13 protein-coding genes are annotated in these 13,973 nt (G+C 62.3%); 8 read left to right on the top strand and 5 right to left on the bottom strand.

Annotated elements, in window-relative coordinates; genetic code table 11:
* Nucleotides 1-32 precede the first annotated feature (32 nt).
* The 3 genes from AC2FNA_RS14245 (at nucleotide 33) to AC2FNA_RS14235 (ending at nucleotide 1,848) form a co-directional block, all read left to right on the top strand.
* Nucleotides 33-458 (top strand): DUF2852 domain-containing protein, encoded by a 426-nt coding sequence (locus AC2FNA_RS14245; RefSeq protein WP_496827592.1) that lies wholly within the window; start codon nucleotides 33-35, stop codon nucleotides 456-458.
* A 57-nt stretch (nucleotides 459-515) separates the two neighbouring features.
* The gene (locus AC2FNA_RS14240; protein ID WP_496827590.1) at nucleotides 516-953 is read left to right on the top strand and encodes an RDD family protein; all 438 of its coding nucleotides are present in this window, start codon (nucleotides 516-518) and stop codon (nucleotides 951-953) included.
* Nucleotides 954-1,026: 73 nt separating this feature from the next.
* Complete coding sequence (locus AC2FNA_RS14235) at nucleotides 1,027-1,848, top strand: arginyltransferase (protein ID WP_234145431.1); 822 nt, start codon at nucleotides 1,027-1,029, stop codon at nucleotides 1,846-1,848.
* A 214-nt stretch (nucleotides 1,849-2,062) separates the two neighbouring features.
* On the opposite strand, the gene AC2FNA_RS14230 is transcribed toward AC2FNA_RS14235, so the two are convergent.
* The 3 genes from AC2FNA_RS14230 to AC2FNA_RS14220 form a co-directional block, all read right to left on the bottom strand.
* The gene (locus tag AC2FNA_RS14230) at nucleotides 2,063-4,417 is read right to left on the bottom strand and encodes a TRAP transporter large permease (RefSeq protein ID WP_496827588.1); all 2,355 of its coding nucleotides are present in this window, start codon (nucleotides 4,415-4,417) and stop codon (nucleotides 2,063-2,065) included.
* Between the two features lie 17 nt (nucleotides 4,418-4,434).
* Nucleotides 4,435-5,361: a TRAP transporter small permease subunit gene (locus AC2FNA_RS14225; protein ID WP_496827586.1), complete on the bottom strand. Its 927-nt coding sequence runs from the start codon at nucleotides 5,359-5,361 to the stop codon at nucleotides 4,435-4,437.
* A gap of 114 nt (nucleotides 5,362-5,475) precedes the next feature.
* The gene (locus AC2FNA_RS14220) at nucleotides 5,476-6,561 is read right to left on the bottom strand and encodes a TRAP transporter substrate-binding protein (protein WP_496827584.1); all 1,086 of its coding nucleotides are present in this window, start codon (nucleotides 6,559-6,561) and stop codon (nucleotides 5,476-5,478) included.
* A 260-nt stretch (nucleotides 6,562-6,821) separates the two neighbouring features.
* Between AC2FNA_RS14220 and AC2FNA_RS14215 the strand changes: the two genes are divergently transcribed.
* Together AC2FNA_RS14215 and AC2FNA_RS14210 are read left to right on the top strand one after the other, a co-directional pair.
* Nucleotides 6,822-8,255 carry a cache domain-containing protein gene (locus AC2FNA_RS14215; RefSeq protein WP_496827582.1) on the top strand — a complete coding sequence of 478 codons (1,434 nt, stop codon included), beginning with the start codon at nucleotides 6,822-6,824 and terminating at the stop codon, nucleotides 8,253-8,255.
* On the top strand, nucleotides 8,252-8,902 hold the full coding sequence (locus tag AC2FNA_RS14210; protein ID WP_496827580.1) for a response regulator transcription factor: 651 nt from the start codon (nucleotides 8,252-8,254) through the stop codon (nucleotides 8,900-8,902). The genes AC2FNA_RS14215 and AC2FNA_RS14210 overlap by 4 nt, the downstream gene beginning before the upstream one ends.
* A 23-nt stretch (nucleotides 8,903-8,925) precedes the next feature.
* On the opposite strand, the gene AC2FNA_RS14205 is transcribed toward AC2FNA_RS14210, so the two are convergent.
* Entirely contained in the window at nucleotides 8,926-9,774 is an 849-nt protein-coding gene (locus AC2FNA_RS14205) for a HalD/BesD family halogenase (protein ID WP_496827578.1), read from the bottom strand.
* A gap of 407 nt (nucleotides 9,775-10,181) precedes the next feature.
* Between AC2FNA_RS14205 and AC2FNA_RS14200 the strand changes: the two genes are divergently transcribed.
* Complete coding sequence (locus AC2FNA_RS14200; protein WP_496827576.1) at nucleotides 10,182-11,933, top strand: acetolactate synthase 3 large subunit; 1,752 nt, start codon at nucleotides 10,182-10,184, stop codon at nucleotides 11,931-11,933.
* Between the two features lie 68 nt (nucleotides 11,934-12,001).
* On the top strand, nucleotides 12,002-12,562 hold the full coding sequence (gene ilvN / locus AC2FNA_RS14195; protein WP_234145425.1) for an acetolactate synthase small subunit: 561 nt from the start codon (nucleotides 12,002-12,004) through the stop codon (nucleotides 12,560-12,562).
* Between the two features lie 12 nt (nucleotides 12,563-12,574).
* On the opposite strand, the gene AC2FNA_RS14190 is transcribed toward ilvN, so the two are convergent.
* The gene (locus tag AC2FNA_RS14190; RefSeq protein ID WP_496827574.1) at nucleotides 12,575-12,925 is read right to left on the bottom strand and encodes a hypothetical protein; all 351 of its coding nucleotides are present in this window, start codon (nucleotides 12,923-12,925) and stop codon (nucleotides 12,575-12,577) included.
* A 229-nt stretch (nucleotides 12,926-13,154) separates the two neighbouring features.
* On the opposite strand from AC2FNA_RS14190, the gene AC2FNA_RS14185 reads away from it, so the two are divergent.
* Entirely contained in the window at nucleotides 13,155-13,952 is a 798-nt protein-coding gene (locus tag AC2FNA_RS14185; RefSeq protein ID WP_496827572.1) for a helix-turn-helix domain-containing protein, read from the top strand.
* Nucleotides 13,953-13,973 lie beyond the last annotated feature (21 nt).

Raw genomic sequence — 13,973 nt, 5'->3', positions numbered from 1 at the left:
AGGCATTCACATCAACTGATCTGGAGACAAAGATGACCATGATGACCGACCCCGTCGCCGCCCCGTCAAATCCGGGTTGGCTGCACCGAAGCGAAGCCTGGCTGGACAGCAAGGGCAAAGGCGCCTGGATCGCTGCCATGGTCCTTGGCTTTGTCTTCTTCTGGCCCATCGGCCTCGCCCTTCTCGCCTACATGATCTGGAGCAAACGCATGTTCAGCAAATCCTGCACCCGCCGCAAAGCCTGGAGCCATCACGGCATGCGGGCGATGTCGACCACCGGCAACAGCGCCTTTGACGCCTACAAGGCCGATACGCTGGCCCGCCTGGAACGCGAGCAGGCCGATTTCGAAGCCTTCCTGCACCGCCTGCGCGAGGCCAAGGACAAGGCCGAGTTCGACGAGTTCATGGACGAGCGTGCCCGCACGGCCCGCGACGACAAGAGCGACGACGACGCCTGAGCCCGATCGGCCGCCCCTATGCGGGGCGGCCATACATCGCAAACGGATCCAGCCCCGATGACCCACCTTCCCCACCCCGACCATCAGCCGGAATTCTATCAAAGCATTCCCGCCAAACGCTTCTTTGCCTGGGTGTTCGACACCTGCGTGATCCTGATGCTCAGCCTCATTGTGGTACTGTTGACCGCCTTTGTCGGCGCCTTTGTCTGGCCGCTGCTTTATCTGGTGGTGGGCTTTGTCTATCGTGTCGCCACCATCGCCGGCGGCTCGGCCACCTGGGGCATGCGCTTTGTCGGGATCGAACTGCGCGACGCCTATGGCGCTCAGTTGAACGGCGGCCAGGCGCTGGCCCATACCACAGGCTATACCGTCAGCATGGCACTGCCGATCCTTCAGGTGATCTCGATCCTGATGATGCTGACCGGATCGCGCGCCCAGGGCTTGACCGATGCGGTGCTGGGCACCGTGGCGCTGAACCGGCGGGCCTACGCTTAACTCTTGTGACTTTGGTCACTTGGCGGGTCCCGGATCGGTTGTTATCATCCGCCGAGGAACAGACGGGACCCCTATGCGCCACACCCTGCCCATTGCGCCACAATTCTACGTGACCGCTCCGCAACCCTGCCCCTATTTGCCGGACAGGATGGAGCGGAAACTGTTCACCGCGCTCCAGGGTGAAGGCGCCGAACGGCTGAACAATGCGCTGTCACAACAGGGGTTCCGCCGCTCGCAGAATGTGCTCTACCGCCCTTCCTGCGCCGATTGCGCCGCCTGTCTCTCGGCCCGGATCGACGTCGCAGCCTTTCAGCCCAGCCGCAGCCAGAAACGCGCCCTGCGCCGCAACGCGCATCTGACCCGGCGCGCCACCTCGCCCTGGGCCACCGACGAACAATACGAACTGTTCCGCCGCTATCTCGACAGCCGCCATGCCGATGGCGGCATGGCCGACATGGATGTGTTCGAATTCGCCGCGATGATCGAAGAGACGCCGATCCGAAGCCGGGTGATCGAATATGCCCATCGCGACACCCGTGCGCTGACCGCGGTCAGCCTGACCGATGTGCTCGATGACGGGCTCAGCATGGTCTATTCCTTCTACGACCCAGACCTGCACCGGGATTCGCTTGGCACCCATATGATCCTCGATCACATCGACATCGCACGCGAGGCGGGTCTACCCTATGTCTATCTTGGCTATTGGGTGCCCGGCAGCCCCAAGATGGGTTACAAGTCCCGCTTCTCAGGGCTCGAAATCTATCTGGGCGGTCGCTGGCAGGCGATGAAAAACCCGCAGGCGCATGACGCCATCCAGCATCCGCTGTCGACCGATCCCATCGCCGAACAGGTCGCGAATATCCAGCTCCCTGACCGCTGGCCCACCCGCGACTGAGATTGTTTCTTCCAAGGGAGTGAAGGCGTAGCCACCCGCAGACGCGATCCACGTCTCAACCGCCGGTGCCCCCCCGGTCCTGCATCTTCCTCTTGCCTGAAATATCTCGGGGATGAATTGCCCCAGAGGGGCAAGAAGGGGCAGCGCCCCTTGACCGGAACTCAAAAAGCAAAGGGGGCCCAAAGGCCCCCTTTTCCGTTTGGTAACACCCAGATCAGTTCGGGATCAGCGCCGGAACGATGGTCACGATCGAGGGGAAGCTCCACAGGATCGCGATCCCGACCACCTGGATGATCACGAAAGGCACGATGCCGCGATAGATATGGCCCGTGGTCACCTCCTTCGGCGCCACCCCGCGCAGATAGAACAGGGCAAAGCCGAAGGGTGGCGTCAGGAACGAGGTCTGCAGGTTCACCGCCACCATGATGGTCACCCATTTCGGGTCGAAGGACCCGCCATAGATCACCGGTCCGACGATCGGAATCACGATATAGATGATCTCGAGGAAATCGAGCACGAAGCCCAGCACGAAGAGCACCAGCATCACGATCAGGAAGACCTTGAACTCGTTGTCGAAGCTCTTCAGGAACTGCTGGATGTAATGCTCGCCGCCAAAGCTGATCACCACCAGATTGAGCAGCTGCGACCCGATCAGGATGGTGAACACCATCGAGGTCACCTTGGCCGTCTCACGCACGATCGGTGACAGCACACCGCCGGCAAACAGCACCCAGCAGCCGAACAGCAGTCCGCCCAGCGCATAGATATAGGTCGCATAGGCAAAGACGAAAGCGATCCAGGTTTCGACACTGACACCGTCCTGATTGATGCGCAGGTCGAAATTCACCCCGATCAGCAGGCAGATGATGATGGCGAAGGTGGACCATATGATCACCTTTCCCGACCGGCCCTCATCCCGCAGCTTGCGATAGGCCGCCAGCATGATGGCCCCGCCCGCGCCCAGCGCCGCCGCCGGAGTGGGGTTGGTGATACCACCCAGGATCGACCCCAGCACAGCGATGATCAGAACCAGCGGCGGGAACACCACCCGGATCAGATCATTGCCGGTGCAGCGGATCGCCGCCTCCTTGCAGCCATACAGCCCCAGCGCCAATGGCAGCAGCAGGATCAGCACCGTGACACCGGGCGAGGTCAGCGGCCCGATGAGCAGCATGTCGGCCAGCAACATCAAGACCAGCCCCAGCCCGCCCACGAGCAGCGGTTTCGGGTCGCGGGAAGGCGCGATGCCCCGGCCCACAACCAGCGTCAGCCCCAGCAGTACCGCGATCACCGCGACACCGGTACCGATCGGCGCGGCATCGGCGATCTTGGTGGCACGCGCCTCGGCGATCTCCTCTTCAGTCAGGCGGTGCGATTCCTGCACCCCGCCTGCGGCGTCGATGGCTTCCTGTTCGGCGACGGCCGCGTCCCAGGCTTCCTGCCCGTGCAGCTCAATCATCGAGGCCTTGCAGTCCGGCCCCACATTGGTACGCAGGCTGGCGCTCTTGGATGTGTCCGAGAAGGTCGAGACGGTCACGTCCTGACTGCCTACGACACCAAGACTGCCCAGCAGCAGCACCCCGGCGATCAACGCCACCGGCGCTCCCAGCAGCCAGGTAAAGCCCTCGCCGCGGGTGATCGGCTCGCCCGAGCCACCGCCCAATTCAACCGCCGGCGCCTTGTCCGGGTTAAGGAGCGCATAGCCAAAGGCATAGAGCGCATAGAGCAGCGCCAGCAGGATACCCGGCAGCAGCGCCGCCTGGAACAGGGTACCCACCGACACGACCGCAGGTTCACCCAGATAGGTCAGCGCGTCGGTACAGCCCGCCTCAATGGCGCGGCTTTCCTGCGCGGTCGAATAGAGGTCGCCCGCCAGGGTGCCCAGCAGAACGATCACGATCGAGGGTGGAATGATCTGCCCCAATGTGCCGCTCGCCGCGATGACCCCGGTCGCCAGTTCTGGCGAGTAGTTGTTGCGCAGCATGGTGGGCAGGGCCAAGAGGCCCATGGTAACCACAGTCGCACCGACGATCCCGGTCGAGGCGGCCAGAAACGCACCCACGACCACAATGGACACCGCCAGACCGCCGGGCAGCGGGCCAAAGACACGCGCCATGGTGGTCAGCAGATCGTTGGCGATCTTCGAGCGTTCCAGCGTGATCCCCATCAGCACGAACATCAGCACCGCCAGCAGCGTCTCGATGGACTGGCCGGCCAGCACCCGCTCGTTCATCCGGTTGACGATGAAGGACACGTTGCGGTCCATCGCCGTCTCCCAGCCGCCCTTGAACACATGTTCGGCGATGCGGGGCAGTTCAGGGTATCTGAAGATCGAGATCGCATCGGGTTTGACCCCGGCTCCGATCAGCTCTGCATAGGCCTGCGACGAAGTGTCGATGGCCTGGTGGATCAGCAGACCCGCGCTGTCCAGCGCGGCGATGATGCCGAATGAGATGACGCCGGCACCGCCGATGGCAAAGGCCACCGGAAATCCCGACAGGATGCCCCCGAAGAGGCAGAGAAAGACAATAATGAGGCCGACTTCGACGCCATCAAGACCGAATAGCATGTTCCCGGTTCCTATTCTTAATGCGTGCCTTCATAGGCCTCTTCGCCCTCGCCAAGAGTATCCTTGTCGAGATATTTACCCGCACTGCTCTCGCCTTCGACGAATTCGAGCCATGAGCGATAGAAAAAGGCGACTGCGTGGATGAACACCATGGCCGCAAAGGTGATCAGCAGGATCTTGAACAGGAAATACCCGTTGAACCCGTTGGGACTGAACCCGATGGTCTCCACGTTCCAGCGCAGCGCCCGAGATTTCATCAGCAGGCGGTCAAGCTGGTCGCTGGCCGAAGGGTTCGGCACGATCAGGTGCCGCCACAGGAAGTACCAACCGTAAAGCCAGGTCACCACCGCCATCGGCATCATGAACAGAAGCGAGCCCGCCATGTCGACCACCCGCTTGCCGCGGTGGCTGAGGCCGGAATAAATCAGGTCGACGCGGACATGACCGCCCTGCACGAATGTGTAGGTGGCGCAAAGGCAGACAACCATCGCGTTGTAAAGCTTCAGTTCCTCGGACCACCAGCTGACGTCCAGCGTCACCGGGATGCCAAAGCCAAAGGACAGATCGGGCCGCGCAAAGACGCGCTGCATGAACACGATGATGATCTGTTGCAGCACCATCAGCAGGCCCGCCCAGGCAAAGAAACGCCCGACCGTGTTGGCGAAACCTTCGAGCCCGCGCACCATCAGCCACATGAAGGGACGGAAATACATGCCGATCGCCGTCAGGATCAGCACGAAGGTGAAGACCACGAAGAAGAACTCGACCGAGCCGCCGTAATAGACAAAGCGCATGATCGAGGCCTTGTCGGACCAGTCCAGCCAGAGCTGCGGATGGGTCACCGCATAGCCGAAATTATAGAATGCCTCGGCGATGTTCTGAAACAGCCAGATCAGGCCGTTCCACAGGGCGCCGAAAAAGGAGATACCGTTATCGTCCTGCATGATGTCCCCGATTCAGGAGTGCCGGATCGTCCTGCGGAACAGCGCCGCAAGGTCCTAGCAAAGCGTAGGCCCCCCGCCCTGGGGCGGGGGTCCGGTATTGGCCGCTTGGCGGGATCAGCCCAGAACGCGGTCGCGCTGTGCGGTGTAGACGCCCGACGAGATGTTCAGCCAAGCCGACGACGATTTCATCGACGCCATGGCGCTGTCGTGGATCTTCTTGAACAGCTCGTCGCCCATGTTCTCGGCCATGACTTCCTGGCTGGCCTTGCCGAAGGCATCCCAGACGCTGTCGGGGAACTCCAGGACCTTGACGCCACCGGCTTGCAGGCGCTGCAGTGCCGAGCCGTTGTTGGACAGGAACTGGGCCAGGTTCCACTGGTGGCACTCAGCCGAAGCAAGCTCAATCATCTTCTGCTGTGCGGGGCTCAGGCTCTCGAACACGTCGCGGTTGGTGGCAACCGACAGACCCGCGCCCGGCTCGTGGAAACCAGCGGTGTAATAGGTCTTGGTGATTTCCTGGAAGCCGGCCTTTTCGTCCGCCCAGGGTCCGATCCACTCGGTGCCGTCGATGGCACCCGAGGACAGCGCCTGGTACACTTCCGAACCCGGAATGTTCTGAACGCTTGCGCCCAGCTTGCCCAGCGCCTTGCCGCCCAGGCCCGGCATCCGGAACTTCAGACCGTTGAAATCCTCGGGGCCATTGATCTCTTTCGAGAACCAGCCACCGGCCTGCGCGCCGGTGTTACCGCCCAGGAAGGATTTCAGGCCAAAGATCTGACCCAGCTCGTCGTGCAACTCGTGGCCGCCGTCGTGATAGTACCAGTTCACCAGTTCCTGCGCGGTCATGCCAAAGGGCACGGCGGTGAAGAACGCATAGCCCGGATGCTGACCGACAAAGTAGTAGTCGGCGCCGTGATACATATCTGCCTGGCCCGAGGAGACGGCGTCGAACACTTCGAACGCGCCCACCAGTTCGCCGGCGGCCTTCAGGTCCACGGTCAGGTTGCCATCCGACATTGCGGTGATGTTGTCGGCGACGCGCTGTGCCGAGTCATGCACACCGGCCAGACCGCGGCCCCAGGTGGTGACCATGGTCAGGGTCCGCTTGCCCTGCGCATAGGCCGGAGCGGCCAGAGCGGTGGTGGCGGCCGCGGCAGCGCCGCCCATGGCCGAGGTTTTCAGAAAAGAACGACGATCCATAAGAGTATTTCCTCCCCTTGCAAGTCATGGACGCCCGCCGAGTCATCCCGGTGGGCGGATCGTTTCCAGTGGCGCAAGGGTAACGAGCGATGATCCGCTCTGTGAATACCTAGTACTACGTAGCGGCGCGGAAAAATGTGGCCACTGGCCTTGAAATCCACTGTTTTTCGGGCGCTGCGCGACCACACAAGTGCGTGGCGGCCGGTCACGACTTGATCGCATGCTTTGATTTTGCCGCCGGTTTTGCGTATCGATTCGCCATGCACCGGCTGCGCAACCTGATCCGCCCCAACTATGCCCAGAAGATCTCGCTTCTGGCGACCCTGCCGTTGGTAGTGGCAGTGGCCGCCATCGCGGCGCTGGTGGCCTATCAGGCGCGCACCTTGGCCGAACGCGAGATACAGGCGCTGGAGCGGCAGCTGTTGCAGGCAAAGAAGGCCGAGCTGCGCAACTACGTCACCCAGGCGCGCAACGGCTTTGCCCATATCTATGGCCCCGCCGCGCCTGACGATGAAGAGGCCAAGACGCAAGTTGCGCAGATGCTGGCGGCGATGATCTACGGGCAGGACGGGTTCTTTTTCGTCTACGACTACGAGGGCAAGAACCTGGTCAGCCCGCGCCAGACCGAGTTCATCAACCGCAACTGGGAGGGGTTGACCGACAGCAAGGGCGTACCGGTTGTGGACGAGTTCATCCGCCTCGCCCGGCAGGGCGCGGGTTGGCATTCCTTCATGTGGGAGAAACCCTCGACAGGGGAAGAGGCGCAGATGGTGGCCTATGTGGTGGGCCTTCAGGACTGGCGCTGGGCCGTAGGCACCGGCGTGTTCATCGACGATGTGCTGGCCTCGGTCGCCGCGGCCCGGGCCGAGACCCAGGCCCGCGTCCGCCGCACCTTTGTCTATATAGGCGCCATCGCGCTGGCCGCGCTTCTGGTCGTGTTCGGCTCGGGCATGGTTCTGAACATCCGCGAACGCCGGCTGGCCGATGCCAAGCTCAAGGAACTGACGCAGCGGGTATTCGACGCGCAAGAGGAAGAGCGCGGGCGAGTGGCGCGCGAATTGCACGACGGCATCAGTCAGATCCTGGTTGGGGTGCGCTATGCGCTGGACAATGCCCGTCGCCGGCTGGCACGCGGCGATCATGACGGCGCCGAACCGCCGCTGGACAAGGGGATCGAGAACCTCGGCATCGCGATCACCGAGGTGCGCCGCATCAGCCGCGACCTGCGCCCCGGCGTGCTCGACGATCTGGGCCTTGGCCCGGCATTGAAATCGCTGACCGACGATTTCCGCGAGCGCACCGGCATCGCGACCGATTTCACCACGGTGGTGTTCCGCAACCGGCTGGACCACAACAGCAAGATCGCGCTCTACCGTATTGCCCAGGAGGCGCTGACCAATATCGAGCGTCATTCGGGTGCCACCCGGGTCTCGATCGACCTGCGCGGCCACAAGAAGGGCGCCACAATGCGGATATCTGACAATGGCCGCGGTATCCGCGCCACGCAGGGCAAACCCGGCCCCGGCCTTGGCCTGCGCAACATGCAGGAACGAATCGAACAGCTTGACGGCAGCTTGCGCATCCTGTCATCCCGCGGCACGCAGACCGGCACCGTGATCGAGGTCAGCCTGCCGCTGAGCCACCTGTTGCCGCCTCAGGAGGAGCCGGCGTCGAAGAGAAAGGCCCTGCCATGACCGACACCCCCGTCCGCGTTCTGATCGTCGACGATCACCCGATGGTGGCCGAAGGCATTCAGGCCATTCTCGAAAGCTATGACGACATTCAGGTGATCGGCACCGTGGGCGACGGGCGCGAGGCGGTGGGCCGCGCGCTGGCGCTGCTGCCCGATGTGATCCTGATGGATCTGAACATGCCCGGTCTCGGCGGGCTGGGCGCCACCGAAATCCTGTTGGAACAAATGCCCGACACCCGCGTTCTGATCCTTTCGATGCATGACAGCCCCGAGTACATCTCGACCGCGCTCAGCCATGGCGCCATGGGCTATGTGCTCAAGGACGTGCCGACCGAAGAGATCAAGCAGGCCATCGACGCGGTGATGCGGGGCGAGCGTTACTTGTGTACCGGCGCCAAGGGGTCGCTGGAACCCAAGGCCGGCGAAGAGGCGCGCGAGGCGCTGACGGGGCGCGAACAGACCATCCTGTTGCAACTGGCGCAGGGCAAGTCGAACAAGGAAGTGGCCATCGCGCTCGATATCTCGGTGCGCACAGTGGAAACCCACCGCAAGAATATCAAGCGCAAGCTCGGCATTTCCTCGACCGCCGGGCTGACCCGCTATGCGCTGGAACACGGCGTGCTGCAAGGCACCGGCGTCGGTCTCTGACCCGGCAGCGGCACCGGCTCGGGTCAGTCCCGCAACGCGTCTGCGCGCAATCCCGCGCGCTGGTGATGCCGGGGCAACACCCTGCCATAAAGCTGCCGCGTCCGTTCGACTCCACCGCACATGCCCTCGGTCTCGACGAACGAGAAGATCCCCACATAACGCCGTCGCGGCCCCTCGACCGGGGCGACCCGATGCAGCGCGTATCGGCCCTTGAAGATCTGCAAATCACCCGGTTGCAGGTCCAACACCCGGACCCGCTCACGGACACCCGCCAGCACCTCGGCCACGCCATCGAAATTCTCGTCGCTCGCCGTTCGCAGGTCGGGCACATATTCAAACGCGCCGCCCGCACTGCCATTCTGGATCGCCAGCGTGACCGTGAAATTGTTGGTGTCGAAATGCCAGGGGAACCCCTGCCCCGTTTCGACCGCGTTTACGATCACATCCGCCAGCGGGTCGTCATAGCGAAAGAACCTGTCTTCCGGTTCACCCAGCACGTCACGGATGAAGGGCATGAAAGGCGCGGCCTCATAGATCCTGCGCAGCGGTCTGTCGGGTGGGAAGTTATCGGCCGGCACGAAGGCGTTCGAGCGGTCGAAGAATTGCCGAACCGGGTGGGTTGCAGGCAGGCTCGGATCGTCCTGCGAGAAATAGACATTGGTGCGGCTGAAGGAGCGATGCCCCAGATGCGCCACCGCATCGGCCTCGGCCACCAGACGCGCCACGCCGGCAGGATGGGCAAAGCCTGGCAGCACCGCGCAGCCGTCCTCGGCGATTTCGCGTCTGAGATCGGCCAGCATGACCGCATAGGCCGGCGCATCGGGCCGGTCGATCGGATAGCGTCCCAGATCGATCAAATCATGCAATTCCATCGCGTCCTCCTGCTTTGCCGCCCGTACAAGGTCGGCAAACGAGTCGCGGATTTCTGGCCTGTTTCCGGCATCACGCGCCGCCAATGGGTCAGATCCGTCGCGCGACGAAGGGTCAAATTCGCGGAAATGTCCCGCCCTGCGGCATTCTGCGCAATAAAATGTCGCCAAAACTGCCCGCAGCGACAGGTTTTCGACCCGATTGAGTGTTGACGCCCCCTGCCCTCGCCCATAATGTCCCCGCCAAGCATGAAGGAGCCGCTGGGAATGACCGCGCTAGTCGTAATCGTAGGAACCACGCGCATGGGCCGGTAACGGTAAGCCATAATTGAACCCATGCGCCTCCGAAAGTTCGGGGGCTTTTTTTATGCTGAAACGAGAAGACGCATGTCGCCAATGGAGCAAAGCAGATGACACGTGAGATGACCGGCGCAAAGATGGTGGTCCAGGCCCTCAAGGATCAGGGCGTGGACACGGTATTCGGCTATCCGGGCGGCGCCGTGCTGCCGATCTATGACGAGATCTTTCTGCAAAACGACATTCGCCACATTCTGGTGCGACACGAACAGGGCGCGGTGCACGCGGCCGAAGGCTATGCCCGCTCGACCGGTAAGCCCGGTGTTGTGCTGGTGACCTCGGGTCCTGGCGCCACCAATGCGGTGACCGGGCTGACCGACGCGCTGCTCGACTCGATCCCGATCGTGGTTCTCACCGGCCAGGTGCCGACCTTCATGATCGGCTCGGACGCGTTCCAGGAGGCCGACACCGTTGGCATCACCCGCCCCTGCACCAAGCATAACTGGCTGGTCAAGGACACCGACAAGCTGGCCAAGACCATCCACGAAGGATTCCACGTGGCGACCTCGGGCCGGCCTGGCCCGGTCCTGATCGACATTCCCAAGGACGTTCAGTTCGCCACCGGCAAATACCAAGGCCCCAAGGGGCTGGAGACCCACTACAACCCGCCGGTGAAAGGGGACATGGAAGAAATCACCGAACTGGTCGCGGCCATCGAAAAGGCCAAGCGCCCGGTGTTCTATACCGGCGGCGGCGTGATCAATTCCGGCCCCGCCGCCAGCCAGCTCTTGCGCGAGCTGGTGGATGCGACCGGCTTTCCCATCACCTCGACCCTGATGGGTCTGGGCGCCTATCCCGCCTCGGGCAAGAACTGGCTGGGCATGCTGGGCATGCATGGGCTTTACGAGGCCAACATGGCCATGCATGGCTGCGACCTGATGATCAATATCGGCGCCCGCTTCGACGACCGGATCACCGGCCGCATCGACGCGTTCAGCCCGAAATCGAAAAAAGCGCATATCGACATCGACCCCAGCTCGATCAACAAGGTGATCCGGGTCGATATCCCCATCGTCGGCGATGTGGGCCATGTGCTGGAAGACATCCTGAAGGTCTGGAAGGCGCGCGGACGCAAGACGAATGCCGAGGCGGTGCAGAAATGGCAGGCCCAGATCACCGAATGGCGCAAGGTGAACTGCCTGACCTACAAGCCTTCGGAAAAGACCATCAAGCCGCAATACGCTCTGGAGCGTCTGGAGGCGCTGACCAAGGGGCGTGACCGCTACGTCTGTACCGAAGTGGGCCAGCACCAGATGTGGGCGGCGCAATATCTGAGCTTTGAGGATCCGAACCGTTGGATGACCTCCGGCGGGCTGGGCACCATGGGCTATGGTACGCCGGCCTCGATCGGGGTGCAGATCGCGCATCCGGACGCGCTGGTGATCAACGTGGCGGGCGAGGCCTCCTGGCTGATGAACATGCAGGAGATGGGCACCGCCGTGCAGTACCGGCTGCCGGTCAAGCAATTCATCCTGAACAACGAACGCCTGGGCATGGTGCGCCAGTGGCAGGAATTGCTGCATGGCGAGCGCTATTCGCAATCCTGGTCCGAGGCACTGCCCGATTTCGTGAAACTGGCCGAAGCCTTTGGCGCGAAGGGCATCCTGTGCAAGGACCCCGCCGACCTGGACGATGCGATCATGGAGATGCTGAACTATGACGGGCCGGTGATCTTTGACTGTCTGGTGGAAAAGCACGAGAACTGCTTTCCGATGATCCCCTCGGGTAAGGCCCATAACGAGATGCTGCTGGGCGACGCCGAGACCCAAGGCGTGATCCAGGCCGGCGGCGCGGTTCTGGTCTGACAAAATCCTGCGAATTTTGTCGGTCGCGCCTGGTGCGACCGGTACTCTCCATTCTGAAAGGGACGCATATGTCTGCCCTACACATCAAGAAAGGCTCCAGCAGCCATTCCGCCTATAACCTGCGCCCGACCTTCTCGGACGTGGCCGAACGGCACACCATCGCCCTTCTGGTCGAGAACGAGCCGGGTGTGCTGGCCCGCGTCATCGGCCTGTTCTCGGGGCGCGGCTACAACATCGAAAGCCTCACCGTCGCCGAGGTGGATCATACCGGCCATCTGAGCCGCATAACCATCGTCACCACCGGCACGCCACAGGTGATCGAGCAGATCAAGGCGCAACTGGGCCGCATCGTCTCGGTTCGCGACGTGCATGACCTGACGGTCGAGGGGCGCTCGGTCGAGCGCGAACTGGCGATGCTCAAGGTGGTTGGCAGCGGCGACAAGCGGGTCGAGGCGCTGCGGCTGGCGGATATCTTCCGCGCCAACGTGGTCGACAGCACGCTCAACAGTTTCGTCTTTGAGATCACCGGTGCGCCGGACAAGATCGACGCCTTTGCCGATCTGATGCGGCCGTTGGGCCTGGCCGAGATCGCGCGCACGGGTGTCGCGGCGCTGTTGCGCGGCGACTGACAAAGCATGGGTTCAGGCGCGGCAGACTTCGCCTTCGGCCTGTCTGCCGGGCTTGCGCCGTGATCGGGCGGCAAGCGGAATCACCTTTGCCACGGCCCCATCCGCGACATCCCCGCCCATCGCGCCTGCATCGCGCAGCAGGTCCTGCAAGCCGCGATAACTGCCCTGATCGACCAGCCGCGGGTTCAAGGCCAGACGCTGCTTGCGTTCGGTCACCAGGTCGAACTGAACCCAGTCCCCCACGTCCAGGCAGACCGCTGCCTGCGCATCCGTTTTCCGATAGAATGCGAGGTCCCCGTGGTCCTCGCACCAGATGACCGCTTTCTGATCATCACTGTCGCTCCAGAGTACTACACCAAACATATCCCGTCCCAATGACTTGTTTTCTTTAGATTGAGCGAATTAACACGAGTCAAACATGGTAAAATGCGTGTCTGGCTATTGCTTTTTGTGTCTGGGCCAGTAGCCTCCTGACACACTTTCGCGTCTATTTTGACGCTATATAGTATCAACTTGTGTGTATCGACCGAAGGGAACAACCACTCACCCCTTCACGTTTCGGTCTAAATGAACAATTCTGTTTCGGGACCCTATGACAAAACCTACAAGGACACCGGCGGAACTCCGCAACATGTTCGGCGAAAACCTGCGCCGACTGTCCCGCCGTTACCCCTCGATCTCCGAACTTTCGCGCCAGCTCGGCATCAACCGCACCCAGTTCAACCGATATCTGTCGGGAGAGAGCTTTCCCCGCCCCGACGTGCTGGACCGGATCTGCAGCTTCTTCGATGTCGATGCGCGTATCCTGCTGGATCCGGTCGATGCCATACCGGTTTCGGATCAGATCCTGTCGGGGCCGGTGCTGTCCGAATTCTTCGGGCCGGACGTGACCCGCCTTGACGAGGACGACTTTCCCGGTGGTTTCTACCGGTTCACGCGGCGTAGCTTCGTCAACGAAAACAAATTCGTGCTGGGGCTGGTCTATGTCTTTCGCGAGAACAACGCGACCTATATCCGCGGCTATGAGGCGCTTGAGGCGATGCGCCAACAGGATCTGCCCGACGACCCCCGCACCCGCGAATTCCGCGGCTATGTCACACGCGAGGATGATGGGGTGACACTGTTGATCTCGCGCCGCAACGCGATGACCTTCTCTTTCAACTATCTGTCGCGCGTGGCGTCTTTCGAAAACAATTTCTGGGTCGGTTACGTGTCGCGCTCGGTGCGCGAACCGGTGAGCGGGCACCGAATTACCCGGCTGGTCTACGAACATCTGGGCCGTGACAAGTCGGCCATCTGGAAGACCGCGCGCCAGGCCGGTTTTGTGGACGCAGAACAGCTCTTGCCCTTTCACCGGCGCCTGCTGCGCCCGGACGAACCGTTCCGCTGAGGGCCGGCAGCCCCACAATAC

It is taken from the genome of Ruegeria sp. YKSD163 (genome assembly GCF_059612905.1).
This window is presented reverse-complemented; position numbering and strand designations above follow the sequence as displayed.